This window comes from Acinetobacter equi (assembly GCF_001307195.1).
GTDB classification, from domain to species: Bacteria; Pseudomonadota; Gammaproteobacteria; order Pseudomonadales; family Moraxellaceae; genus Acinetobacter; species Acinetobacter equi.
Window position 1 is genome coordinate 1673052 of record NZ_CP012808.1, and the last position, 25668, is coordinate 1698719.

Consider the following 25668-nt stretch of genomic DNA (forward strand, 5'->3'; position numbering starts at 1 on the left):
TTTTAATTTTGAACAAATTTTAATTTAAGCTATACTGATGAAATCGGCCGTGAATACTCATATGTGAGGGCTTATGGTTAAAGTTTTATTGGTTGTTATTTTAATTATCGCGATATATGTTTGTTATAAAATTTATCAAAAATATAAAATAAGTCATCAATTTTTTAGAGATCGAGTAAAAAGAAATCATAAAAAAAATGTGGCTGTTTCTTTCGCACAGCATGAAGAACAAGAGATCTTAGCTTATGATATTGATCTAGATGAACAGCGTCTGTTTGATGATGTTGCAACTTTATTTATGTCTGAAAAAATATACCTGATTGAAAAAATTCAAGCCTGTAAAATTCAAGCAAATGTATTAAAAAAAATGCCATTAGCAACAAGAGCAGTGATTCAAAATCATGATTTAGAAGATTGGTCGATTTATTGGGCATTACAAAATCAATCTTTAGAATATTTTGTGAGTCGCTATGGTGTGTTTATTACTCATGTTGATCGTGATGGAAATGAAAATAAAGACAGTCACTTACATGAACAAAATAAAATGAGATTTAGTTCAGGAAGACATCAATCATCTTATTTTGAATTGTAATGATATTGGATAGAAACAAAGCCTTTCGATTTTATTACAAATCTGAGTTGTGATTTATTAAAAAGTTTCCATAATCAGCTTTTTATATTTTACTGCCCTTCATGAGTATATTAGAGATTATTTCGGTCATTATTAGCGTTATTGCTGTTGTACTGACCATTAAACGTCATATTTGGTGCTGGTTTTTTAATTTTATTGCATGTGTGTTATATGCGATTTTATTTTTCCAATTTAAGTTATATGGCGAAACAATTCTACAAGTCTTTTTTATGGTGATGGCTGTATATGGTTATATACAGTGGAAAAAAGGTGCGGTAGAACACCATATTTTAGGTATTTCAAATCTTTCATTGATCAAAACCATACAGCAGTTAATAGGCGGATGTATTGTTGGTATTGGTTTTGGTGCAGTATTAGCAAATTTTACTGAAGCATCAGTTCCTTGGTTGGATGCTCAATTAGCTGCTTTTAGTTTGTTGGCAACTTATTGGAGTAGCCAAAAGTATTTAAATACTTGGCGCCTTTGGGTTGTTGTTGACATCATCTATATTGCTATGTTTATTTATAAATCGTTATATCTGACAGCAGGGCTTTACGCTGTATTTGTAATACTTGCAGCGATGGGATGGATGCAATGGCAGAAGATTTATACACAACAAAAATAGTAGGATGCTAGTTATATATTATGGATGAAGCTACACCTATATGATTATCAATTTTACTGCGTATCAACTTAAAAAATTTGAAGATATTGCTAAAAAAATAAAACAATTTCCTGAGCAATATTTGAATTTTGATTCGGTATCCGATTTTTATAAAGCAGCTTGGTTGGAGGAATTTCCTCAAGGAACAACATGGATTGCCACTGGTTTAGATAATGGAGCAGAAGACTTTTATGCCTTGATTGAATATAAATATTATTTTATTAAAATTCAGAAAAATCATTTGGTGCGAGTAGAATATGGAATGAGATGACGGTCTCAAATAAAATCAAAAGGAATGATGATGGGAACAATTTTAGCGGTTGCGCAAAAAGGTGAATAAATACTGAAATTAAAAGCCTCCGATGTTTCATCAAATGAATTTGGTTCGGCATGGTTATACGGTTTAGCAGAAGCAATGCAGTCCACGATGTTGGCACGAAATGGTGTGGGTATTGCAGCGCCTCAAGTGTATGTATCAAAACGAGTGATTATTGTTGCATCAAAGGCAAATTTACGTTATCCAGATGCGCCTGAAATGACACCAATTGTGATGGTTAATCCTCAAATTTTGGCAAGGTCTGAGCAAAATAATTTAGGGGAAGAAGGGTGCTTAAGCGTACCAAATGAACGAGGTCAAGTTCCTAGAACAAATGAAATTTTCATTCGATATTTTGATTTAGAAGGTCAGCAAATAGAATTAATGTTGGCTGGATTTCCTGCACGTATTGTGCAACATGAAATTGATCATCTAAATGGTATTTTATTTGTTGAAAGATTATGAATGAAGCATGACTGAACAAATTAAAAGTTAAAAAAGCCACAATAAATGTGGCTTTTTCTTTTTTATATTATTGTCTTATTTGTTCAAATTTAGATTTAAAAATAAATGCGGTAATCAGTGTAACTAAGCAAATCAGCCAAATATAATAAATTGCGCCAATTGGACTAAATAAGCTTAGCCACTGTACAAATGGAAAAGTTAATCCACCTGCAATGGCATAAGCAACATTATAAGAAAATGAAATGCCAGTAAATCGGATTTGTGCAGGGAACATTTTCACCATCATATAAGACACGATACCAACTGTACCTGAGAATAATCCCACTGCCATATATAGGAAAAATATGGTTTGATTTGATTGTTGACCAAGACTATAGAAGAAAATAGAAGAGATGAGTGCAACTAAAGTGACGCCAATAGCCATGATTTTTCCGCCACCAAATTTATCAGCCAAAAGTCCCACACTAATACAGCCAATCATTTGCATCACAATCGCAGAACTTTGCATTTTAAATGCTTCAGCTCGTTCAAAGCCAAATGTTGTTGTTAAAAGTGTTGGCATAGATAATATTAAGACAAGGATGCATCCAGTAAGAAACCAAGTAAAAACCATGCCAAGAATAGTTGCTACTTTATGTTCTGCTAATACTTGTTTAACGGGTAATTCTTTAGCAAGTTCTTTACGTTTTTGCATTGCTTTAAAAACAGGAGTTTCTTTTAAATAGCTTCTTAAATAAAGTGTAATAAACCCAAAAATACCACCTAAAATGAAAGGAATACGCCATGCCCAATCTTGAATTTCTTGTGATGTAAACTTCAAAGAAATAAATAGAGACATCAATGAACCAAGTAAAATTCCTAAAGATAAGCCAGCAGTGAGTAGTCCATTAGCAAAGCCAACACGTTGCTCTTGAACATGTTCAGAAACAAATGTCCATGCAGCAGGAATTTCTCCACCAATTGCAATACCTTGTAAAATACGCATAAATAATAAGAGTAAAGGTGCAGCATAGCCAATATTTTCAAAAGTTGGCATGATACCAATACATAAAGTGGGTAATGCCATTAATAAAATGGATAGAGTAAATAACCTTTTTCGTCCGACTAAATCCCCAAAGTGAGCCATGATAATGCCACCTAAAGGTCGGAAAAAATATCCTGCTGCAAAAATTCCATAAGTATTTAACATTGCCCAAAATGGGCTTAGAGTACTTGGGAAAAATAATTCAGAAATGAGCTTTGCATAAAAGACAAAGATAACAAAATCATAAAATTCTAAAGCTCCCCTAAAGAGGATAGTCCTAATGTTCTTTTATCTTCGCGTGTGAGTGTAGCATTGTTATTCCGATTCACTGTTAGATCCGTGTACGTGATGCATAAAATGCCATATTTTAATCATAAATGAGATAAATTAGATTATTATTCAGGATAAAGTGCTACTTTTTTTAAGATAATAGGATGTAGTCATATAAAAAAAGCCACTATGAATAGCGGCTTTTGGTATTTTTAAATTACTGTACTGGTAGGTCAAACCAAATAAATTGACTATTTTTTAATGCTTTTAATGGACCGTTATCGGTACTAATTAATGCATCACCTGCACGACCAATTTGACCATTGAACTCAACTTCACCTTCTATAATATGAATATAATTCACACCATATTTTGATTGAACATCAAGTTGTTTATCTTCATTTAAAACAGCAGTTTTAACTTCAGTTTGCTGGCGAATATGCATTGGTGCATCTGCTTCAGGTCCCGCAATTAAGTGCCATTCATTTGGTTGATCTTGAGGATTACGCTGGATTTGTTGATAGGTCGGTTCAGCATTTCTAATATTTGGAATAATCCAAATTTGTAATAGGTGAACAGTTTCATCCCCCTCATTGATTTCACTGTGTTGTACACCTGTGCCAGCACTCATTAGCTGCCATTCACCAGCAGAAATTTTTCCAGCATTTCCCATGCTATCTTTATGTGAAATAGCACCCTTCAAAACGCAGGTTAAAATTTCCATATTGTCATGTGGATGTGTGCCAAATCCATTATGACCATTAATTAAGTCATCATTAATAACACGCAATGCACTTACACCCATATATTTAGGGTTATACCAGTTGCCAAATGAAAAACTGTGCTTGGACTCTAGCCATCCTATTTTAACGTGACCACGGTTTTCACTATGATGAATTAATGTATTCATGTGCGTATGCCTATGATTATTTTTAAGTTAAGAGCATTGTATTTGATTTATTTATTAGAATATATTGTGAATAACTAAAGCTGTGTTCTATTTGTAGAACGATTGTATTTTTAAGTAAATTGCCTGCTTATAATTTTTCTATTTATGGTGAAGTATTCGGTTTTAAAATAAAAAGGTGCCAAATATGGCACCTTTTTATATGCTATAAAATTATTCTAAAAATTTAACAGTAACACCAGATTTTACTTTTTTACCTAAGTCATTTGCATCCCAGTTGGTCAAGCGAATGCAACCATGTGAAGCAGTTTTTGAAATAGATGATGGATTTGGTGTTCCATGAATACCGAAAGATTTCTTACTTAAACCAATCCAAATATTACCTACAGGACCATTAGGACCAGGTGGTAATGAAAGTGGTTTTAAGTTTTTACCTTGAACAAAGTTACTTGGAGAATAGCTATACCAAGGATTTGGTGCTACGCCTGTAATTTTGTATGTACCTGTTGGTGATGGTGTTGCTGAACTACCAATCGTCGCAGGAAATGAACCTATCATTTGATTTTTGCTGTTAAACAAATAAAGTTGTTTAGCACCTTTATGAGCAACAATTAAATGAATATCTTCAGGTAATTCATTGCGAATGTTCGTCACAATAATTTTTTGCCCGACTTTATTGAAGTTGGCATTTGGATTTAATTTCTTTAAGAAATCTTCATCCATATGGAATTTTTCACCTAGCATCTCAGACACGCGAGTGTAGTATAAGCCAGGCATTTTTGCTTGTTCTGCGTAATCATGTGGAATTGATTTTGCATATGGACCCTTTAAGTCCGCTGCTGTAATCGTGTATTCAATAAATGCAGGTTTATTTCCTTGTTTTGCTACAAGTGCATCCCAAGTTTCTTTGGTTAAAACACCTGTTGGCTCAAGACCATTCATTTGTTGGAATGATGAAATCGCTTTAAGTGTATTTTTACCACTTGTACCATCAATTGCACCAGGTGAAGCATGAGCATTGTTTAGCATAACGTGTGCACGTGCATAAACAGGGAACTGACCTTTGCCTATATTTTCATACCAAGTGACTTTATTTAAGCCATCAAGGGTCCATGTTCCTTTAGATGCAGGTGTCTCAACTTGAACAGTTGGAGCGCTTCCGATATCTGCAGTCTTATCTTCTTTAGTTTGAAGATTATTCAAGGTTGCAGACGCTTGGTTAAGATCTTGTTGTTCTTGTTCTGTAATCTGAGCTTCAGATGCAGCTTTGGCTGGCACTTGTACTTCAGATGCAGCTTTTTGTGTACTAACCGCTAAAGGATTAATAGGATCTTCTACAGCAATATCTGTAATTGTTTGTCCTGAATGAGTGGTAGCAAATGCAGTACCAGCAAAAATGCAACTTAAACTCATTGCGAGCAATGTGCGAACGAACATGTAATTCAACCTTAAGAATTATTCATTAACATTGTGATAAATCGCTATAAGTATTACAGAAAAGAAAATCTGTTGCAGTAATTCTTTTGTTTAAATATCAGTTTTATCATTTATCTGTATCGAATTTTAACATGATGCTGAGTTATTCAAATCAGAACCTTTTTGTTATGATGTGGCCAAGATTAAAATTTAGATAGGAAAGTAAATGACAGCTTTAAAGAATGATCGTTTTCTACGTGCTTTATTGCGAGAACCTGTAGATACAACACCAGTATGGATGATGAGACAAGCAGGACGTTATTTACCTGAATATAGAGAAACTCGTGCTAAAGCAGGTGATTTTTTATCACTCTGCAAAAATACAGAATTTGCTTGTGAAGTTACATTACAGCCTTTGCGCCGTTATGATTTAGATGCTGCAATTTTATTTTCAGATATTTTAACTGTACCTGATGCTTTAGGTTTAGGTTTGTATTTTGAAGTTGGTGAAGGCCCTAAATTCCATAAAACAGTTCGTACTGAACAAGATGTTGCGAATTTACCAAAATTTAATGCTAAGTCAGATTTAGACTATGTAATGAATGCTGTTTCTACCATTCGTTCTGCATTGGGTGGACAAGTTCCTCTTATTGGTTTCTCTGGTAGCCCTTGGACTTTAGCAACATATATGGTTGAAGGTGGATCGAGTAAAGATTTCCGTTTTACTAAACAAATGATGTATGCACAGCCAGAAGTATTACATGCACTTTTAGACCGTCTAGCTGATGCAGTGATTGATTATTTAAATGCTCAAATTGATGCTGGTGCACAAGCTGTACAAATTTTTGATAGTTGGGGTGGGGCATTAGCACACCGTGAATATCTTGAGTTTTCATTAAAATACATGCAAAAAATTGTTGCAGGTTTACAGCGTGAAAAAGATGGACGTAAAGTTCCAGTCATTTTATTTACCAAAGGTGGTGGTCAATGGTTAGAGCCAATGATTGCAACAGGTGCTGATGCTTTTGGTTTAGATTGGACAACGCCATTAAATGTTGCTCGTCAAACTGTTAATGGACGTGCTGCACTTCAAGGTAATTTAGATCCTGCAACTTTATATGCTTCACCTGAAAATATTGCCAAAGCAACGAAAGCAATGTTAGATGATGCTTATGCAAATGGTGAAAAAACGGGTTATGTAGCGAATTTAGGACATGGCATTACGCAATGGGTCGATCCTGCCAATCCGAAGGCATTTATTGATACTGTACATGAATACAGTGCGAAATATTTATAGGATAGTTCAGTGATATTTTTCCTAAAATCTTTAGGTGAATTCTCTTTTAAGGCAGCTTCGGCTGCCTTATTTGGGATATTGCTATTGATTGCTTTTGTTGTCACATCAGATATGGGGGAACATCGTTATTACGGTTTTTTCCGATATGATTATTTATTGTTTTATGCATTAATTATTCAAGCATGTTTGCTCTATAGCAAAATGGAGTCTTGGGCAGAAGCGAAAGTCATTGCTTTATTTCATATCATGGCAATGGTGATGGAAATATTCCTTACACATCCTGCTATTGCTTCATGGCAATATCCACAACCTGCCGTATTTAAAATTTGTACTGTTCCATTATTTGCAGGGTTTATGTACTCGGCAGTAGGTAGTTTTTTTGCACGATCTTTACGTTTATATCATGTGCATTTTCAATATTTACCTAGCTTTAGCAATATGATGGCTTTGGCAATTTTGTCTTATGCCAATTTTATGACGAAATTTTTTATTCCAGATATTCGCAACTTTTTATTTATATGGAGTGTTGTGATTTTTTGGAAAACAAAAGTAGGTTTTGTGATTCAACAACGCCAATTTAAAGTACCAATGTTACCTGTACTTTTTATTCTCGCTTGTATTATTTGGATTGCAGAAAATATTAGTACTTTCTATAAAATTTGGTTATACCCAAGTCAGGTGGATGCATGGCATATGGTAGGCTGGGGTAAGCTAGGTTCTTGGTATTTATTGCTTTTACTTAGTTTGGTTTTAGTTCTTAGAATTTTAGGACAGCGTAAACCGAATGGTTTGTGGAAGCTGAATTAACTTTATATATTTTTCTTCATTTATAAAAGAGATGATATAAACCCCCGAATGTTTCGGGGGGGTATTTTTCTAACTTTCAACAATGACATAGTATTTTTTAACGTGTTCAATTACTTCAAAAGTACCTTTAAATGATGGTGGAATAACACCAGCATCACCTGCACGGACTTCAATAAATTGCCCAGTCATATCGTGTAAACGAACAATTCCTTCAATGATTTGAAAAAATTCTTGTTTATTTGATGCAAACTCAATATTCCAAGCACCTACTTCACATTCCCAAATTCCACAGTTCATATGAGGATGTTCGTACAGTTCGGTCGTTAATCTTTTCGGATTTCCTTGAACAAGGCGATCTGGGCGAGGAAAATCAACAGAGATATTATTTTCAGTTAAACCGTGCCCAGCTAAAAAAATTGATGGCATTATGTTTAATCCTCATGATCAATAGAAGTTGAGAAATGAAATTAAAATGATTGGCTTAAAAATTGAGTTAAAAAAAAGCCTCAATATTTATTGAGGCTTTTCAAATATTAGTAACTTTCTGGTACGGCACTTAAAAATTCACGACGTTCTTCTTTATTGGTTTTGAAATCACCAATGAAAGAGACTGTACGTGTCGTGGATTCTTGTTTTCCTACACCGCGCATCATCATACACATATGTGCTGAATCAATGACAACGGCAACGCCACGAGCACCTGTAACTTCAGCAACAGCTTCAGCAATTTGCTGTGTCAAATTTTCTTGAATTTGCAAACGACGTGCAAACATTTCTGTAATACGAGCAAATTTAGATAAGCCTAAAACATTGCCTTCTGGTAGATATGCAATATGAACACGACCATAAAATGGCAATAAATGATGTTCGCATAAAGAGTAGAATTCAATATTTTTAACTAAAACCATTTCACGGTTGTCAGAAGGGAAAACCGCATTGTTGGTGACTTCTGCTAATGACTGGTTATATCCTGAAGTCAAATATGAAAAAGCTTTAGCAGCACGCATAGGCGTATCTTTAAGACCAGGACGATTCAGATCTTCGCCAACGGCAGTTAGGATATTTGCGTAGGATTGCTGCATAGACATAAGACGTGTTCACTTACACTTGAGAGATTGAACAAGGACGGCATTGTAGCAGAAAACTACCATAATGCCTCCTTTTGAATAAAATTTGGATTACTGTTTAAATTTTGGATTTTTTTCAGCGCGTTTCAAAAGAACGAGAACAGCTCCAGTACCGCCTTGTTTTTCAGGAGCACTGACAAATGCTAAAACATCGCGATGTTGACGTAACCAGCTATTCACATAAGTTTTTAAAATTGCTTCAGGGCCTTTGCCATGTACAATTTTAATCACATTTTGGTTTTCATCTTTGGCAATTTGAATGATTTGTAAAACGGCAGTACGAGCATCTTCAATGGTACAACCATGTAAATCTACTGCTTCGAACCAGCGTAAATTACCCGCTTTTAAATCTTCAAAGACTTTATGCTGTAAAGTTGCAATACGATAACTTAATGCAACTTGGCTTTCAACAGGGTTTAGCATGGCATGTGTATCTGATAACTCAGCATGATCTGCTTCCATAGGACCCATTGCAGCAGCACGTTTTGCTAAAGTTTGAGCATCGGGTTTTTTCTTGATAGATTTTTCTAATTTCGCAGTATTGCCATGCGCCATTTTTTGCACACCTTGCATTTGTTTGCGAAATAAATCGAAATCATCTTCTTCTTTAGGTGCATCGACAGCTTGAGTATTGACTTCAGTCTGTTTTGCAATTGCAGAAGAATGAGGATGAGTGATTTGCTTTTTAAAGGCTTTCAATAAATTGAATTGATCTTTAGAAAGAGAAGAATCATGCTTACTCATAAGTTAAAGGAACATCGAGCTCAAAGAATTTGTGAGTAATTATAGTCTGAAATGCAAATGATTTGAAATGAATTGAATTCACAGAGTTTTGAAATTATTTTCAAATTAAATTTTTAATACTTAAAACATTAAAAAATAGATTTAAAGTCATTTTTATGAGATTTTTATCTTTAAAATAGTGCCAATTATTAATTTTATTCAAAATATATTTAAGTATATACAGGGGAAAGGATGTGCTTACACAGTCCGATTTAATTTTTAATCAGGAATTAGCAGCTTGGGTTCAGGCAATTGGATCTGTTTTTGCAATTTTTGTTGCAATTAGTATTCCTTTATATCTTAATTATTTACAAAGAAAGAATATGCAACAAGCAATGGAAATACAAAAACAAAAATATTTTGTGATTTTATTTCCTAGTTTGTATCGTATTCGACGTTATAGTTTTGATTTTTTAAATCACATAGAAAATCATGAAAATAATATTGAAAATATAATGCATACCTTAGACAGTTTATATTTAGATTTAATTCCAGTATTTTCTAAAGAATTGCATATTTTTGTACATAGTCAGATTTATGATGAAGATTTAAATCAACTTGCATTTGAGTTTTTCTTTTGTGAGGAAGTTTTACATCAACATTTAAATCAGCCTATGGATCAAAAAAAGAAATATCATCAAGATTTAATTGTGCAGCATACGCAAAAAGCATATGCACTTTGTGAAAAAATTATTAAGAAAAATGAAAAAAATTATTTGGATGTTGAAATTGATCAAAGCAAAATTTAATAGCTTTTATGAATCTTGATAAAAAAAGCCCAATTCTTTGAATTGGGCTTTTTTTATTAGCGTTAATTAAATAGCTTTTGGCATGCCAAATAATTCATTAAAAGCATGATCAGGGCGAGGTTGTTTCATAAAACTTTCTCCCACTAAGAATGCATGAATATCATGTTCTTGCATCATTGCTACATCGGCAGGCGTTGCAATACCACTTTCAGTTACTAATAGACGAGAAGGATCTAATAATTTTTTCAAACGAAGTGATGTATGTAGATTAACATCAAATGTTTTTAAATTACGGTTATTTACACCTAATAAGCAACGATCTGAAAGTTGAAGTGCACGTTCTAGTTCATCTTCATCATGAACTTCGACTAAAACATCTAAATTTTGCTCAAATGCAGTTTTAGACATTTCTTCGAGTTGTTGATCGGATAAACACGCAACAATGAGAAGAATACAATCTGCATGTAAAGCACGTGCTTCAATAACGCCATAAGGATCGATTAAAAAATCTTTACGTAATGCAGGCAATGAACAGTGGGAGCGAGCAATTGCAATGTTTTCATCATTACCTTGGAAAAAATCGATATCAGTTAAGACCGATAAACATGCAGCACCCGCAGATTCATATTGTTCTGCAATTTCAGCAGGATTAAAGTTTTCACGAATAATACCTTTAGAAGGAGATGCTTTTTTAATTTCAGCAATAACACCAGGACGTTTGCTTAATAATGCTTGGGCAAAACCACGAACAGGAGTAGCTGCTTGGGCAAGCTCTTCAACATCTTTATAGCTATGCTGTTTTAGACGTGCGGTAAATTCTTCTTTTTTGCGATCAACAATTTTACCTAAGATCGTATTTGCAATATCAACCATGACAATGTTCCTTAAATCTTAAGCTTCGTATTGTTTAAGCGTTTTAGTGAATTCTGATAGCACATCCATTTTTTCAAGTGCTTGCCCACCATAAATAATGTCATGTGCGAGAGCAACACCCTGTTTATAGCTATTGGTTAGACCTGAAACATAAATACCTGCACCTGCATTAAGCGCAATGATATTGGCAGCTTTATCACCTATTTCAGATTTTTTCTTCGCCAATGCAGCTTTAATTAAAGCAAGACTTTCTGCGGGGCTATCAATGGTTAATCCTGTTAATGTTTGTGATTCAATATCAACATCTTCAGGTGTAATCATCCATTCAGTGACTTCACCATCTTTTAATTCAGCCACATAAGTTGGAGACGCTAAGCTGATTTCATCTAAACCATCTTTAGAGTGAACAACCATTACATGTTCTGCGCCCAATTGTTTTAAAACTTCAGCCATTGGACGACATAATTCATTTGAAAATACGCCTATCACAAAACGTTTTACTCCAGCCGGATTCGTAAGCGGACCGAGTAAATTAAATATTGAACGGAAACCAAGCTCTTTACGTGGTCCAGCAGCATATTTCATTGCTTTATGATGGTTTGGTGCAAATAAGAAACCTACACCAATATCACGGATGCAACGTTCGGTTTGTTTCATATTAAGTTCAAGACTAATACCTGCTTGTTCAAGTAAATCTGAAGAGCCTGATTTACCTGAAACACCACGACCACCATGTTTTGCAATATTTGCACCTGCTGCTGCAATGACAAAGGCAGAAGCTGTTGAAACGTTAAATAGGTTTTGACCATCGCCACCAGTACCCACAATATCAACGAGGTATGGAAGGTCACTGACGTCAATTTTTGTTGCGAACTCACGCATGACACGTGCAGCAGCAGTCATTTCATCAATACTTTCACCTTTTAAACGAAGTCCCATCATCAGTGCACCAATTTGCGCATCTGTTGCTTCGCCAGACATAATGCCACGCATTACATCTTCCATTTGTGTTTGAGTAAGGTGAATATTTTTTGTGATATGACTTAAAGCTTGTTGAATATTCATATTGTCCACTTATGCATAAATTTCTAAGAAGTTTTTAAAGATTTGATGACCATGTTCGCTCAGAATTGATTCAGGATGGAACTGCACACCTTCAATAGGTAATGTCTTATGTTTAACACCCATGATTTCTTCCATTGAGCCATCATTTTCATTGGTCCAGCAGGTAACCTCTAAACATTCTGGCAAGGTTGCTTGATCAATCACTAAGGAATGATAGCGTGTTGCAGAAAAAGGAGAGGGTAAATTACTGAAAATGCCCTTGTCGCTGTGGTACATGTCAGATAAACGACCATGCATCACTTTTTTGGCACGAACAATATTTCCGCCAAAAGCTTGTCCAATACTTTGATGCCCTAAGCAAACACCTAGTAGTGGAATTTTTCCTCCAAAATGCTGAATTGCAGGAATAGAAATACCTGCTTCAGATGGAGAACAAGGACCAGGACCAATCACTAAATACTTCGGTTGCCATCGCTCAATATCGTCCAATGTTACGGCATCATTACGAATCACTTTTACTTCTTGATTTAACTCGCCAAAATATTGAACGATGTTGTAGGTAAAAGAGTCATAGTTGTCGATCATTAAAAGCATTTTGAGCTTAACCTTTTGATTTAATTTACATATAAGTGAGATTTTTTCGCTGATAATTTACAGTGTTACTCACGAATTAAAAGTGCAACTTTTTTTATTTCCATTTAAAAGTAGCTCATTTAAGTGGTTACTTTAGCAGATTTTTTAGTGTTTGTTATAGCTTCATTGATATTGTTGTTTAAGCAAAAGTTAAGTTTTCTATTTTTTGTAAGGGTTTTATAGACGTAGTAATTAAAACTTTTATATTTTCTTCAATTTTATTGAAATAAGAAAGTTTTATGAATGAAAATATTATAGCTTTTGATCCTAGATGATATTTAAATGATTTTTATAATAAAAATTTGATTCAATTATGAAATATTCTAAAAGATCTATTATTTAGACAAACTTAATGCTAATTTATTTGCAAATATGTAATTAAGTGTGATGTAAAACACATATGCAACTTTCAAAAACATTAAGTCAATTGACTGCGGTATTAAAACAAGAAAATCGCGTATTGAGTTTGTCTTTTCCAAATTCGGATGTTCCATGTGCATTTAATATGGTGGTAAATCATATTGATGCTCAAGAAAAATTCAACCAAGATTTTGAATTTAAACTAGAAATAATTTCTGATTTACCCGATTTACCACTTGATGATGCTATTGGGAAAATGGCAAGTGTTGCATGTAAACGTCATGATGGTTCTTTGCGTTATTTTAATGGGTTTATTTTTAGTTTTAGGCTAATTCGTAATGATGGAAGCTTTAGTACATATGAAATGATACTCAAGCCTTGGTTAGCTTTTCTAAAATATAAAGAGAATTGTAAGATTTTTCAGAATATTAATATGAAAGATCGTACTCAAGAAATTTTGAGTGAACTATTTTATAAACCTACAAATTGGATGATTCGTGGAGAAGATCCAGAGGAAACTTTTTCAGTTCAATACAATGAATCTGATTATAACTATTTGCACAGAATGTTAGAGCGTAGAGGTTGGATCTATTGGTATGAGCATACCGAAGTAGATCATACCCTATGTATTGCTGATCAAAGCTTAGATACTCAACCTATTTTCAGTCCTGGGCAAGCATTGATTTGGCGGGGGCAAAATCCACATAATAATTTAGTGGGTATTTTAGGGTATCAGCAAGCATCTAAAATAGGGTTTACTAAATTTGCTTCAGCCTCTTTTGACTTTAAAAGTCCAATAGCCATTCAAACTGATGTTAAAGCTAAAAATACACCAGAACAAAAAGTTGATTTAGAGCGTTTTAATTATGCTGGTACTTACGGTTTTAAAGATGAAGATATTGGTCGGAATCAGTTAGATCAGAAAAGATTAGCTCAAGAGTCTGCCGCAGATTACAATAAAATGATTTGTAATAATGCCTATGCTGAAGTAGGTAAATGGTTCAAGTTAACTGAATTTGAAGCAAATAATAGTGGTGAGCAAGAATTTCTTATTGTTGGTATGCACCATAAAGCAGGCAATAACTATTTGCAAAATAAAAATCGTATGGCGTCTTATGAGGCTGAACTTTTAAGCATTATGCGAGAAACACCTTGGAAGCCAGAGCTATATTTAAATAGTTTAGATACACGTATTTATGGTATGCAAACAGCGCTTGTTGTAGGGCCTCCAGACGAGGAAATTTATACCGATAAATATGGACGTATTAAAGTACAGTTCCATTGGGATAGGTATGGTAAACAAGATGATCTTTCATCTGCATGGGTTCGTGTTGCGAGTGCTTGGGCAGGATCTAATTTTGGGATGGTGAGTATTCCTCGAATTGGGCAAGAAGTGATTGTTCAGTTCTTAGAGGGGAATCCTGATCGTCCATTGGTAACAGGAAGCGTTTATAACGAAGATAATTTACCTCCTTGGGATTTACCTGATAATGCTACGCAATCAGGTATTTTAAGTCGTTCGAGTAAAGGGGCAACTCCTGATAATGCCAATGCGATTCGCTTTGAAGATAAAAAAGGCGAAGAAGAAGTTTGGATTCATGCAGAAAAAGACCAAAGAATAGAAGTAGAAAATAATGAATCACATTCAGTTGGTGTAGATCGTTCTAAAACTGTGGGTAGTAATGAAACTGTCAGTATTGGCGTAGATCGGACAGAAACAGTAGGTAAAAATGAAACGATTAATATTGGTGTAGATCGAACAGAGACTGTTGGTAATAACGAAATAATTAATATTGGTGTAAATAGAACAGAAACTGTGGGGAATAATGAAACCATAACCATTCAGCAAAATAGAACAAAAACAGTTGTTGCGAATGAAAAAGTGACGGTACAGCAAAACCAAGTCGTTTCTGTTGGTTTAAATAAAATGGAAACCGTATCTATTGCAAAAGCGTTAAATGTAGGAGCAGGTTATGCCGTCACTGTAGGTGCAGGACATGCTTTAACCGTTGTTGGAGCTATGAATACAGCAGTAGGTTTAGCGCAGTTTGAACAAGTGGGATTAAATAAAAGTATTTATGTTGGAAAAAGCTTCAATATTGATGTGGCAGATAGTTTTGAAGTTCGAGTAGGAAGTTCTAGTTTTCAAATGAAGTCAGATGGAACAATTGTTTTATCTGGTGTGAAAATTCGTATTGAAGCTGACAGCTTAGTACAGATTGACGGCAAAGACGTCGAAATTAACTAAGAGGAGATTAGTGAACAATGGAACTTATCAATAAAACTCCATTTCCAGCTTTGATGTATTCAGCAGCCGATGCACATCGTGATGAACATCGTATTGTTGTAATGAAAGTCAGTTATAAAATTATTCGTAAAGCTCAAGATGAGTGGGGACTAGAACTGATACAAGATGGTTCAATACCATTATGTTTAGCCGATGAATTCTGGGGAGAGGTAGGACAAAGTAGTGTCAAAATTGAAAGTGATTTAGCACCCTATAAGCCAAAGTGTGATGTGATTGTAAATGGTTCTGCTCATAGTCCAAATGGCAAAGAAATGGAAGCAATTGCAGTTCGCTTAAAGCTAAGTGTGCCAGAAAAAAAAGAGCAATTAAAAGAGCCACAGGCACCTCAAGCACTTAATCCTAATATGCCTTTAACACAAACACAAATGCAGCAATGGAAAAAAGAACAAGAACATTATCAGGCTGCATTAAAAGCTCAGAAGCCACCAAGCTATCAGGTTCAATTAGAAAAAACGCTAAGTGTTCTTGGCGAATCAGTATTTAAACCTAACGTTATGATGCCAGGTTGGAAAAGAAGTTCTATAACTGTCTTTAAACAGCAACCAATTCGTTGGGAATATGCATTTGGTGGTCATCATTTCTTAAAGTTAAATGAACAAGACAGTGACGCATTTTATAGCAATATGTGTTACAGCAATCCTCTTGGTATGGGATGGGTGGCACAAGATTATTTTGAACAATGTGAAAAGCTGAATGCTCGGAAAAAACAGCAAGTTTGTAGTCATTATAAAACGATTCATGCACCACAAATTGAATATCATTTACAGCGTCAGCCTAAGCCAGCAATTGTCAAACAAGCTCAAATTAAAACTGAAGTGACGGCTAAAGATTTAGCAAAACTTGCACAAAAATATCCTTATAAACCTGCAGGATTTGGTTTTGTTGGGCGTTCATGGGTACCACGAATTGCTTATGCAGGGACTTATGATCAGAAATGGCTAGATGAACAGCATCCTTATCCACCTTTAGATATGAATTATGCCTATTGGAATGGTGCGCCTGAAGATCAGCAAATTGATTTTTTTTATCCACGTTCACGTTTAGAACTATGGAATTTAACAGCGCCTGAACATGCCAAAAATGGTTATTTGAAAGTAGATTTTTTAGGGCATCGTCCTTTTATTGTGATGCATTTTCAAGAAGGTGGAGCCGTACCATTTCCAATGATTACGGAAACGCTACTCATTGATACTGATGCTATGACTATTAGCTTAACGCATAAGGCATGGATTCGTTCAGATACAGCACCACTGGCATATGTAGAAGCACATTTTAGTGATCAAGCAGAAGGTGAGTTGTTCAAATTTGAACATACTCTAACTGAATAGATTTTTAGAAGTACAAGATTAAGAAGAATAAGCAGGAACGAAGATGGCAGATAATTTAATGTTACGCAAAGAATCGGGTTGGATGGTCGTTTGTACCATGCCTGATGTGTGTAAAACACCGCCGTGTATTCCTGTTCCTTATCCTGTTGTTGCTTTTCTTAATGATTCTGAAAAAACACAAACGAATGTTAAAGCCAATAACCATCCTTTTGTTTTACATGATAAGTCTTATGTGTCACCGACATGGGGTGATCAACTTGGAATATTAAAAGGCATAAAAAGTCAGACAGTTGGAGCAAAATGTTTTCCAATTGATAAAAGTGCTTCATTTAAAGTTAATGGTAAATGGACTGTTCGTGTAGATGATGCCTTTTGGATGAATGGACAGGGAAATTCAGGTAATACTCGCGGTCGTGTCGTAAAGATGCCTCCATTGAGCGAAATGATTGATAGCGCTTTAGATGGTTTACAAGTTGCATTAGATATTGCTGGTTTAATTCCCGGAATTGGTGAAATTGCCGATGGTATAAACTGTGTTATATGTTTAGCACGTGGCGACTATGAAGGTGCAGCTTTATCTGCTGCTGCAATGATTCCATTTGCAGGCTCAGCTGCAACAGCAACAAAATTAGGTAAAAAAGTCACCAAAGCGGTGAGTGCAGCAACCAATGCTGCGACTAAAGCCATTAAAAAAACAGCTAAAAAGCATTTGGGTAAAGTTGGGGCTAGATTTAAAGGTTCAGGCAAAAAATGTAAATCGGGTAAGTGCCAACCTAAAGTAGGTAAGCCAGTAAATCCTTTATATGGTTGTAAGATTTTAACTGGAGATCAAGATACTGACTTTAGTTTAAATTCAGCGTTACCATTTACATGGCAACGTAGTTATGCAAGTGACAGTCTCATCGGTACAGCGGAGTATCCTATTTCTTGGTATGGGCAAGGTTGGGACAATCCTTATGGCATGCAAATTAAAGTTTTTCCTGCGCATCAAAAAATTAAATTATTACTACCTTTAGGTGATGAAATTGAGTTGCCTTATTTAGAGCCTGAAGATGCTTTTTATCATTTAGGAAAAGATTTAACTTTAATTCGTGAAGCAGTTGCTGAAGGGCAAGAAAGTAAAGACTTTAAATTTTGTATAGCAATTGGTACAGAACAAGCAGCTAGCGTATTTTATGAATTTCATCATCAAGTTAATCATGCTAATACTAAGCCTGAATATTTAGTACTTTGCACAGGATTAGAAGATCTATATAGCAATCGTATTAGCTTAGAATATTTATATACAGATGAAATTTTAAAGCATTATCCAAGCCATATTGTAGATAGTATTCAACGTGTCATGAGTCTAGAGTTTATTGAAATTCAGGGACAGGTTCGTTTAAAGCAAATACAATATTTACAAGGTTTAAATCCTGTTGACCCTCTTAGTGTCACGAAAGAACACTTATATGATTCTTTGCCTGATCGTTTATTCACCGCTCAGCAAAATGCCAATATACATTTACTAGATTTACACGATTATTTAAAAGCAAAAACTTTAGTGAGCTATGCCTATTCAGATCAGGCTGATTTAATTCATGTGTATATAGATGATAGTTCTGTTACTGCAAAAGAAGCACACGAATATAAATTACGTTTAAGCCGTAAATTTGAGTGGAATAATCACATCATGACAGCACATCATGAAGTGGGTGGCATCAGCAGTTATTATGAATATGATCGCTATGATCCAAGTGGCAAAGTTATACGTCATTGGATGAATACGGGTGAAGAATTCTTATTTGAATATCATATGGGAATGACTCATGTTGTATTCGCACCAAAAACAACATTAGAAAAACGTGAAACTTATTATTTTGATAAGTATAAATTCTTAACAGCCTATGTGAATGCAATGGGTGAAAAAGAAACGTATCATTATAATGATAAGCAACAACTCATTGAAAAAAAGGATGCCGATGGAGGTATCACACAATATCAATATAGCGGTTCGGAATTAACAAAAATTCAAAGTCTAATTCGCTATGATGAAACATCTAAATTACCTGTTTGGCGAGAAATATGCCTAAATTGGAAAAATGGACGTTTAACGCAAGTTACAGATCCATTGGGTCATAGTGAAACCACAGCTTATGATTTTGCAGGACAACCACTTAGCATTAGTAATGCTTTAGGGCAACAAACCCAAATCAAATACAGCCCAGTTGGTATGGCATATCAAGTGACCGATGCCCAAGGTGGGCATAAGCGTATGCTGTGGGATATGTATGGCAATCTAAAAAACTATCAAGATTGTAGCGGTAAACAAACTCATTATGCCTATGATGCATATGGACGCGTGATTGAAGTTAAAGATGCAATGGGGCAAATTACTCATTTAAAATACCACGCCCATCAGCAACAACCATGTGAAATTACTTATCCAGATCAAAGCCAAGAATATTTCAAATATGATGCTTTAGAGCGTTTAGTTGAATATCGAGATGCCTTAGGTCGTGCCACAAGCTATGAATACAGTGCAGATGATTTGCCGATACAACGAAAAGACAGTGCCAATGGTGTAGTGCATTATCAATATGATGCATTGCGTCGCTTTGTTGGTTTAATCAATGAAAATGGGCAAACATGGCAAATAGAATATGATGTGAATGATCAGGTGATTGCGGAAACCACTTTTGATGGTATTCGTACAGAATATGAATACAGCTCTGCGGGTCATTTAGTACAGCATCGTCAACTCACTGAACAACAAAAAATTCGCTATAGCACTTATTTTAAACGTGATTTATTGGGTCAATTACTTGAACAATATATTATTGATCATCAAGATTTAACAGAGAAAAAACGTACCCGATATGCCTATGATTTGGCAGGTCAATTGCTTGAAGCCCGTAATGCCGATAGCCATGTATCTTTAAGTTATGATGCCATTGGACAATTAACGCAAGAACAATTAGTTGCCCATTGGTTTAATGAACATACACAACAACATAGTCAGCGCAGCCATTGTTTAACTCATCGTTATGATGCGTTGGGAAATCGTATTGAAACTACGTTACCTGATGGTCGTAAGTTAAAAACCATGTACTATGGATCGGGGCATGCTTGGCACTATGCTTTGGAAGATCAAAGTGGTGTTCATGAAATTAGTCAGCTACAGCGGGATGATCTACATCAGGAGATACAACGTAGTCAGGGCGATTTAAATAGTCAGTTTAAGCTTGATAGCATGGGGCGTTTAGTTGAACAACAGGTATGTTGGCAAGGACAAAGCTCATACAAACGCTTAGAACGAGAATATCGTTATGATCAGGCAGGGCAATTACAAGAGATTTTAGACAAGCGTTATCATGATCCTTTTCATCATAATAAAAGTCATGTATTGCATGGTGGTGAAGCAAGAGTTTGGCATAAACGACAAAGTTATCAATATGATGTTTTGTCACGTTTAACAGGCAGTGAACTTAGTTCACAAGGTCAAAACGATAATTATATTCAAATACGAGAACAATTTGCTTTTGACCCTGCTAGTAATATTTTACCGATAGCATTCGCTGAAAAGAGCAAAGAAAAATTACAAGATAATCGGGTCAAATATTTAGAACAAGACCATCAAAGCGTACATTATGCTTATGATGATTTGGGGCGTGTAATTCAGAAGCGAATATATATTAAAGATCAGCATGCTTTTGGGCATATTCGACAAAATAACTTATCGCAGCATACATTGCCAAACACCGCTATATTGCAACAATTTAGCCAACGTCAGATTGACTTAGAGTGGGATGAGCAAAGCCAATTAAAAGCATCAACCTCGACCAAACCCGATGGACGTGGTGGGCAAGAAATTATAAAAACCCAATATTATTATGATCCTTTTGGGCGACGAATTGCCAAGCAAAGTCAGATTTATCATAAGTCGATTGTTCAGCAACAGTTGAAGAAAAAGTTGGCGTCTTATTCTGTACCTTCTGCATCAAGTACAAGCTCATCGAATCAATTAGGTTCATCAATGAATCTGAGTTTAGGAGGCACAGAATCATCACCAAATCGTATTCCAAAACATACACTATCACCACAGAAAGTAAAACGAGAACAAACTCAATTTATTTCTAAACATGCCGTGTGGAATGTATGGGATGGTAATCGTATTTTACAGGATTATAACGGACGACATGTTTTTACCACGGTATATGAAGCTGATAGTTTTGTGCCTTTGGCACGTGTGGTTTGGCTAGACGAACAGTTAAGTTGTGCAGCTAATGATGCACCAAATGCTGAACAGCTGGAGACACTTAATAATTTACAACAATTGACTTTAAGCAATTTAGAAGGCTTTGAAAGTTTGGATGCCGATGCATTTAAACTTCCTCATGCACAAAATGATGAAGCACACGAACACAGTTCACACCAAATTTACTGGTATCAAAATGACCATTTAGGTACGCCTCGTGAATTAACAGAACAAGGTGGTGAGATTGCATGGGAAGCGGTGTATCAAGCATGGGGCAATACGGTTACGGTGGAATGGGAAGAAAGGGCTCAGCCGAACCCAATTCAACTGAATACTTTAGAACAAATGTATTTATTACAACCACATCGTTTTCAGGGACAGATTTATGATGTAGAAACAGGTTTACATTATAACCGCTTCCGTTATTATGACCCTGATTGTGGGCGTTTTATAAGTCATGATCCAATTGGATTATTAGGTGGAGATAATCACTTTCAGTATGCGCCGAATCCTGTGGAGTGGGTGGATCCGCTTGGTCTTAATGCTGTAGCAAATATAGGGAGACTAGGCGGAAAAAGTGTGTCTAATATTATTAAAATAATTACCAGTAAGGGATTTGTTCGATCTAATCCTGTGACTAATCTATCAAATTTACACTATTCACATCCAGATGGCTCAAGAATATGGATTCATCAACATGGTGACCAAAGAACAGGAGATTTTAAAACAGGAAATAATGCTCATGTTCATAAATATGATCCTTGTGGTAACAAATTAGATGATAATGGGTTACTATCCAATAATCCAAACGAATACCATATTGGAATTAAAAACCCTAAAGATTTACCTATAGTAAGAAATCGACCACACGGAGCTGGCAATAGATGAGTTGTGAATATATATTAAAATTTCATAATACAGATGATATATTTATTTTTAAATCTAGACTTGAAAGGCTAGATAGTTATGTAATTGAAAGTGATACAATTAGTGTAAAACTTAAATCACTTTTATCAAACCATAATTGGGATCATGATGCTATTTTCTTCTTTGATAAAACAGCTCTAAATAGTGTTGATCTTCAACTAAGTAATGATAATACATATATATATAATGATGTTAAATCTTGTCTATTAGGTATTATTTTTAATATAAAAGATGAAGATGGTATTTGCTATTCATTAGAAGATATTTTTAATATAAAGTGAATATAGCCAATTCAAAGCATCAAACCCGATGGACGTGGTGGGCAAGAAATTATAAAAACCCAATATTATTATGATCCTTTTGGGCGACGAATTGCCAAGCAAAGTCAGATTTATCATAAGTCGATTGTTCAGCAACAGTTGAAGAAAAAGTTGGCGTCTTATTCTGTACCTTCTGCATCAAGTACAAGCTCATCGAATCAATTAGGTTCATCAATGAATCTGAGTTTAGGAGGCACAGAATCATCACCAAATCGTATTCCAAAACATACACTATCACCACAGAAAGTAAAACGAGAACAAACTCAATTTATTTCTAAACATGCCGTGTGGAATGTATGGGATGGTAATCGTATTTTACAGGATTATAACGGACGACATGTTTTTACCACGGTATATGAAGCTGATAGTTTTGTGCCTTTGGCACGTGTGGTTTGGCTAGACGAACAGTTAAGTTGTGCAGCTAATGATGCACCAAATGCTGAACAGCTGGAGACACTTAATAATTTACAACAATTGACTTTAAGCAATTTAGAAGGCTTTGAAAGTTTGGATGCCGATGCATTTAAACTTCCTCATGCACAAAATGATGAAGCACACGAACACAGTTCACACCAAATTTACTGGTATCAAAATGACCATTTAGGTACGCCTCGTGAATTAACAGAACAAGGTGGTGAGATTGCATGGGAAGCGGTGTATCAAGCATGGGGCAATACGGTTACGGTGGAATGGGAAGAAAGGGCTCAGCCGAACCCAATTCAACTGAATACTTTAGAACAAATGTATTTATTACAACCACATCGTTTTCAGGGACAGATTTATGATGTAGAAACAGGTTTACATTATAACCGCTTCCGTTATTATGACCCTGATTGTGGGCGTTTTATAAGTCATGATCCAATTGGATTATTAGGTGGAGATAATCACTTTCAGTATGCGCCGAATCCTGTGGAGTGGGTGGATCCTTGGGGGTTGAGCTGTTGTAGTAGTTTACAGATGTTGATTGGACTAATCATGGGAATAAACATGTTCCAGCAAATCTAAAATGGGATAAAATTGTGGAGTCAACAAAAAGAGGGCCAGCTAAATATTTACCAGGTACAAATATTCAAGCATTAGAAAGAAATATTTGGGCAAAGGGTATCGAAATAGCAACACCTAGGGGGAAAAATACGAAATGGAAAATTCAAGATTTAGGTGAAATAATTGGTGCTAGTGAAGGTAAAGAAACGAAATATATGAGGGTAGAGTGTTCTCAAGGAGTTATTCATGGGCATCCTATTTCCAAAGCTGAATTTACAAAATTAATGAAGAGAGTATTATAAGGTGAGTTTAGAGAAAAAAATTGAATTAAAGGATGGGATTATTTCATTCGATAATTTAACTTGGTTAAAAGATAATAATCAAGTAAAAATGAATGTTGATTTTTTAACGGAAGATTTACTACAAATCAATTTTTTTTGTGATCGGTTTATAATTGATGTAGGGTGGTATCCTTCTACTTCAAAAAAAGGCTGTTTTACTATCATGCTTATAAAAAATCAAGATTGGACTAAACCACTTTTTATAAGTAACACAAGGAATTTATTTGATGTTTATAAGTATATAAATATATGTATTAAAATAATATATAAAAAAAATCACTTATAAGGTGGTGTTGTTGTAAATAGCCTAGAATATATAAGTGTTTAGACTCATTAGGAAAATTTAAGAGACTAGTTTGAAAAATTTAGAAAAAATATATATAGTTGATAAAAATATGGTGGTGTTTCAAAAAGTATGCTGAAGAAAAACAGATTGGATTTTGATAAAATAGAGAAATGCAAATAACTCTAGCAATCAAATGTCCAACCTGCCTCAGTGACAGTATAAAGAAAAATGGTATCAAAGTAGATGGGAAACAAAACTATCAGTGCAAAGACTGTAAACGTCAGTTTATTGGTGATCATGCACTGAGCTATCTAGGATGTAAGTCAGGTATTACTCGTAAAATATTACAGTTGATGGTCAGAGGCAGTGGTATACGAGATATTGCTGAAGTTGAGCGCATCAGTATCGGTAAAGTTTTACGGACTTTAACTGAATCAACCTATAAAATTTAGCCTCAGCAAAGTCATTATGAATCTCTTGAGGTGGATGAGTTCTGGACGTTTGTTAGAAATAAAAAGAATAAACAATGGCTTATTTACGCCTATCATCGAGAAACAGGTGAAATTGTTGCTTATGTTTGGGGTAAACGAGATTTAGCAACAGTCCAGCAATTGAAGATAAAGCTGAAACAATTAGGTATTCACTACACTCGAATTGCAAGTGATCATTGGGACAGCTTCATCAGTGCTTTTAAAAATTGTAAGCAAAGTATTGGTAAATTTTTTATTGTAGGTATTGAAGGCAATAATTGCAAAATAAGACATAGAATGAGTCGTAGCTTCAGAAGAAGCTGTAATTTTTCGAAAAAGCTTGAAAACCATTTTAAAGCTTTCGATTTAGCCTTCTTTTACATCAATAATGGCTTTATTTAATGTCAGCATACTTTTTGAAACACAACCTTGGTTTAAAATAATAAGGTTATTGGTTTTTGTCCTTTTATTGAACAATTGAAGTGTTGGCAAGGACAAGCCAACATAAATGTTTAGAACGAGAATATCGTTATGATCAGGCAGGGCAATTACAAGAGATTTCAGACAAGCGTTATCATCATAGACTTCATCATAATAAAAATCACGTACTGTATGGTGGTGAAATAAAAGTTTGGCATAGTTGATCAAACAATTTATTGCACATTCCATGAATTGAATAAAAGTAAATTTTTAGAACTATTAGATAAGAAATGTGCAAGAAACATGATATTGATTTTATCAAAATTCATATTTGAATTGAAAATGTCTAATTATTGTAGTGCAAATATCTTTTATATGATGAAAGCAAAGGATTGTGAAATACACTTTAGTTTATGAGAAATATTTTTGATATTTATATATTTTTATTATAAATTAATGTTTTGCATTTAATTTTTATCAAATCTATTGAAATCATATTTTTGTTTTAAAAAGAGAGTTACATCAAATTTTTTTATGAATATTCCTAGATAAATATAATCTAAAAATTCTATTTGCACTAAAATGGTGCTCCTGTAAAATCTTTTTTAATTATTATGTTTAAGAATGAGTGAATGTGGTGCATTTCTTGGCATAGACAG

General features: G+C 34.7%; 22 protein-coding genes and 3 pseudogenes. 16 read left to right on the plus strand and 9 right to left on the minus strand.

The features are described from left to right. The first annotated feature begins 73 nt into the window (after positions 1-73). The 4 genes from AOY20_RS07945 (at position 74) to def (ending at position 2077) form a co-directional block, all read left to right on the plus strand. Entirely contained in the window at positions 74-592 is a 519-nt protein-coding gene (locus AOY20_RS07945) for a hypothetical protein (RefSeq protein WP_054581357.1), read from the plus strand. Positions 593-693: 101 nt separating this feature from the next. Then, on the plus strand, positions 694-1257 hold the full coding sequence (pnuC, locus tag AOY20_RS07950) for a nicotinamide riboside transporter PnuC (protein ID WP_054581358.1): 564 nt from the start codon (positions 694-696) through the stop codon (positions 1255-1257). 40 nt (positions 1258-1297) lie between these two features. Continuing rightward, complete coding sequence (locus AOY20_RS07955) at positions 1298-1567, plus strand: hypothetical protein (RefSeq protein ID WP_054581359.1); 270 nt, start codon at positions 1298-1300, stop codon at positions 1565-1567. Positions 1568-1636: 69 nt separating this feature from the next. Next, entirely contained in the window at positions 1637-2077 is a 441-nt protein-coding gene (gene def / locus AOY20_RS07960) for a peptide deformylase (RefSeq protein ID WP_227510391.1), read from the plus strand. Between the two features lie 67 nt (positions 2078-2144). Here def and AOY20_RS07965 read toward each other — a convergent pair. The 3 genes and pseudogenes from AOY20_RS07965 to AOY20_RS07975 all read right to left on the minus strand — a co-directional run bounded on the left by AOY20_RS07965 (position 2145) and on the right by AOY20_RS07975 (position 5715). Further along, positions 2145-3430, minus strand: a pseudogene (locus AOY20_RS07965) (MFS transporter). Positions 3431-3588: 158 nt separating this feature from the next. Further along, a complete protein-coding gene (locus AOY20_RS07970; RefSeq protein WP_054581360.1) occupies positions 3589-4281 on the minus strand; it encodes a pirin family protein in 693 nt (230 codons plus the stop codon). Positions 4282-4491: 210 nt separating this feature from the next. Beyond that, positions 4492-5715: a L,D-transpeptidase family protein gene (locus AOY20_RS07975; RefSeq protein ID WP_054581361.1), complete on the minus strand. Its 1224-nt coding sequence runs from the start codon at positions 5713-5715 to the stop codon at positions 4492-4494. Positions 5716-5920: 205 nt separating this feature from the next. Here AOY20_RS07975 and hemE point away from each other — a divergent pair, with 205 nt between their 5' ends. Continuing rightward, positions 5921-6991, plus strand: coding sequence for a uroporphyrinogen decarboxylase (gene hemE, locus AOY20_RS07980; protein ID WP_054581362.1), 1071 nt, complete (start codon positions 5921-5923; stop codon positions 6989-6991). A 12-nt stretch (positions 6992-7003) separates the two neighbouring features. Beyond that, positions 7004-7798 (plus strand): DUF817 family protein, encoded by a 795-nt coding sequence (locus tag AOY20_RS07985; protein WP_171250443.1) that lies wholly within the window; start codon positions 7004-7006, stop codon positions 7796-7798. Between the two features lie 69 nt (positions 7799-7867). Here the strand turns inward: AOY20_RS07985 and AOY20_RS07990 are convergent, their stop codons facing one another. From AOY20_RS07990 to AOY20_RS08000, 3 genes are all read right to left on the minus strand, one after another. Further along, positions 7868-8224, minus strand: coding sequence for a cupin domain-containing protein (locus tag AOY20_RS07990; protein ID WP_054581364.1), 357 nt, complete (start codon positions 8222-8224; stop codon positions 7868-7870). Positions 8225-8331: 107 nt separating this feature from the next. Further along, positions 8332-8880 carry a GTP cyclohydrolase I FolE gene (gene folE / locus AOY20_RS07995; protein WP_171250444.1) on the minus strand — a complete coding sequence of 183 codons (549 nt, stop codon included), beginning with the start codon at positions 8878-8880 and terminating at the stop codon, positions 8332-8334. A gap of 96 nt (positions 8881-8976) precedes the next feature. After that, positions 8977-9669 carry a Smr/MutS family protein gene (locus tag AOY20_RS08000; RefSeq protein ID WP_054581366.1) on the minus strand — a complete coding sequence of 231 codons (693 nt, stop codon included), beginning with the start codon at positions 9667-9669 and terminating at the stop codon, positions 8977-8979. Positions 9670-9902: 233 nt separating this feature from the next. Between AOY20_RS08000 and AOY20_RS08005 the strand changes: the two genes are divergently transcribed. Continuing rightward, entirely contained in the window at positions 9903-10457 is a 555-nt protein-coding gene (locus AOY20_RS08005; RefSeq protein WP_054581367.1) for a hypothetical protein, read from the plus strand. Positions 10458-10523: 66 nt separating this feature from the next. Here AOY20_RS08005 and trpC read toward each other — a convergent pair whose 3' ends face one another. Genes trpC through AOY20_RS08020 form a run of 3 tightly spaced genes read right to left on the minus strand, consistent with a single transcriptional unit; the run spans position 10524 to position 12989 of the window. After that, the gene (gene trpC / locus AOY20_RS08010) at positions 10524-11330 is read right to left on the minus strand and encodes an indole-3-glycerol phosphate synthase TrpC (RefSeq protein ID WP_054581368.1); all 807 of its coding nucleotides are present in this window, start codon (positions 11328-11330) and stop codon (positions 10524-10526) included. A gap of 18 nt (positions 11331-11348) precedes the next feature. Further along, positions 11349-12395, minus strand: a complete 1047-nt coding sequence (gene trpD, locus AOY20_RS08015) for an anthranilate phosphoribosyltransferase (RefSeq protein ID WP_054581369.1) — start codon at positions 12393-12395, stop codon at positions 11349-11351. Positions 12396-12404: 9 nt separating this feature from the next. After that, positions 12405-12989: an anthranilate synthase component II gene (locus AOY20_RS08020; RefSeq protein ID WP_054581370.1), complete on the minus strand. Its 585-nt coding sequence runs from the start codon at positions 12987-12989 to the stop codon at positions 12405-12407. Positions 12990-13428: 439 nt separating this feature from the next. Between AOY20_RS08020 and AOY20_RS08025 the strand changes: the two genes are divergently transcribed. From AOY20_RS08025 to AOY20_RS14740, 9 genes and pseudogenes are all read left to right on the plus strand, one after another. Next, complete coding sequence (locus tag AOY20_RS08025; RefSeq protein WP_054581371.1) at positions 13429-15636, plus strand: type VI secretion system Vgr family protein; 2208 nt, start codon at positions 13429-13431, stop codon at positions 15634-15636. 17 nt (positions 15637-15653) lie between these two features. Next, the gene (locus AOY20_RS08030) at positions 15654-17024 is read left to right on the plus strand and encodes a DUF2169 family type VI secretion system accessory protein (RefSeq protein WP_054581372.1); all 1371 of its coding nucleotides are present in this window, start codon (positions 15654-15656) and stop codon (positions 17022-17024) included. Between the two features lie 43 nt (positions 17025-17067). Then, positions 17068-22149, plus strand: a complete 5082-nt coding sequence (locus AOY20_RS08035) for an RHS repeat-associated core domain-containing protein (protein ID WP_054581373.1) — start codon at positions 17068-17070, stop codon at positions 22147-22149. Further along, positions 22146-22469 carry a hypothetical protein gene (locus tag AOY20_RS08040; protein ID WP_054581374.1) on the plus strand — a complete coding sequence of 108 codons (324 nt, stop codon included), beginning with the start codon at positions 22146-22148 and terminating at the stop codon, positions 22467-22469. The genes AOY20_RS08035 and AOY20_RS08040 overlap by 4 nt, the downstream gene beginning before the upstream one ends. Positions 22470-22484: 15 nt before the next feature. Further along, positions 22485-23456: pseudogene (locus AOY20_RS15045) on the plus strand (RHS repeat domain-containing protein); the annotation flags it as partial. A 71-nt stretch (positions 23457-23527) separates the two neighbouring features. Continuing rightward, positions 23528-23794: a hypothetical protein gene (locus tag AOY20_RS08050; RefSeq protein ID WP_054581376.1), complete on the plus strand. Its 267-nt coding sequence runs from the start codon at positions 23528-23530 to the stop codon at positions 23792-23794. Between the two features lies 1 nt (position 23795). Then, positions 23796-24119 carry a hypothetical protein gene (locus AOY20_RS08055; protein ID WP_054581377.1) on the plus strand — a complete coding sequence of 108 codons (324 nt, stop codon included), beginning with the start codon at positions 23796-23798 and terminating at the stop codon, positions 24117-24119. A 170-nt stretch (positions 24120-24289) separates the two neighbouring features. Then, positions 24290-24991, plus strand: a pseudogene (locus tag AOY20_RS08060) (IS1 family transposase). Between the two features lie 80 nt (positions 24992-25071). Then, a complete protein-coding gene (locus AOY20_RS14740) occupies positions 25072-25233 on the plus strand; it encodes a hypothetical protein (RefSeq protein WP_158319993.1) in 162 nt (53 codons plus the stop codon). Positions 25234-25668: the final 435 nt, after the last annotated feature.

What these genes read in the sequence shown, in the direction of transcription:
- AOY20_RS07945 (WP_054581357.1), top strand. Translation starts at nt 74, where the DNA reads ATGGTTAAAGTTTTATTGGTTGTTATTTTAATTATCGCGATATATGTT.
- AOY20_RS08030 (WP_054581372.1), top strand. Translation starts at nt 15,654, where the DNA reads ATGGAACTTATCAATAAAACTCCATTTCCAGCTTTGATGTATTCAGCA.
- folE (WP_171250444.1), bottom strand. Translation starts at nt 8,880, where the DNA reads ATGCAGCAATCCTACGCAAATATCCTAACTGCCGTTGGCGAAGATCTG.
- AOY20_RS08000 (WP_054581366.1), bottom strand. Translation starts at nt 9,669, where the DNA reads ATGAGTAAGCATGATTCTTCTCTTTCTAAAGATCAATTCAATTTATTG.
- trpD (WP_054581369.1), bottom strand. Translation starts at nt 12,395, where the DNA reads ATGAATATTCAACAAGCTTTAAGTCATATCACAAAAAATATTCACCTT.
- AOY20_RS07970 (WP_054581360.1), bottom strand. Translation starts at nt 4,281, where the DNA reads ATGAATACATTAATTCATCATAGTGAAAACCGTGGTCACGTTAAAATA.
- pnuC (WP_054581358.1), top strand. Translation starts at nt 694, where the DNA reads ATGAGTATATTAGAGATTATTTCGGTCATTATTAGCGTTATTGCTGTT.
- AOY20_RS07990 (WP_054581364.1), bottom strand. Translation starts at nt 8,224, where the DNA reads ATGCCATCAATTTTTTTAGCTGGGCACGGTTTAACTGAAAATAATATC.
- AOY20_RS07955 (WP_054581359.1), top strand. Translation starts at nt 1,298, where the DNA reads ATGATTATCAATTTTACTGCGTATCAACTTAAAAAATTTGAAGATATT.
- AOY20_RS08020 (WP_054581370.1), bottom strand. Translation starts at nt 12,989, where the DNA reads ATGCTTTTAATGATCGACAACTATGACTCTTTTACCTACAACATCGTT.
- trpC (WP_054581368.1), bottom strand. Translation starts at nt 11,330, where the DNA reads ATGGTTGATATTGCAAATACGATCTTAGGTAAAATTGTTGATCGCAAA.
- AOY20_RS07975 (WP_054581361.1), bottom strand. Translation starts at nt 5,715, where the DNA reads ATGTTCGTTCGCACATTGCTCGCAATGAGTTTAAGTTGCATTTTTGCT.
- AOY20_RS08025 (WP_054581371.1), top strand. Translation starts at nt 13,429, where the DNA reads ATGCAACTTTCAAAAACATTAAGTCAATTGACTGCGGTATTAAAACAA.
- AOY20_RS08035 (WP_054581373.1), top strand. Translation starts at nt 17,068, where the DNA reads ATGGCAGATAATTTAATGTTACGCAAAGAATCGGGTTGGATGGTCGTT.
- hemE (WP_054581362.1), top strand. Translation starts at nt 5,921, where the DNA reads ATGACAGCTTTAAAGAATGATCGTTTTCTACGTGCTTTATTGCGAGAA.
- AOY20_RS08040 (WP_054581374.1), top strand. Translation starts at nt 22,146, where the DNA reads ATGAGTTGTGAATATATATTAAAATTTCATAATACAGATGATATATTT.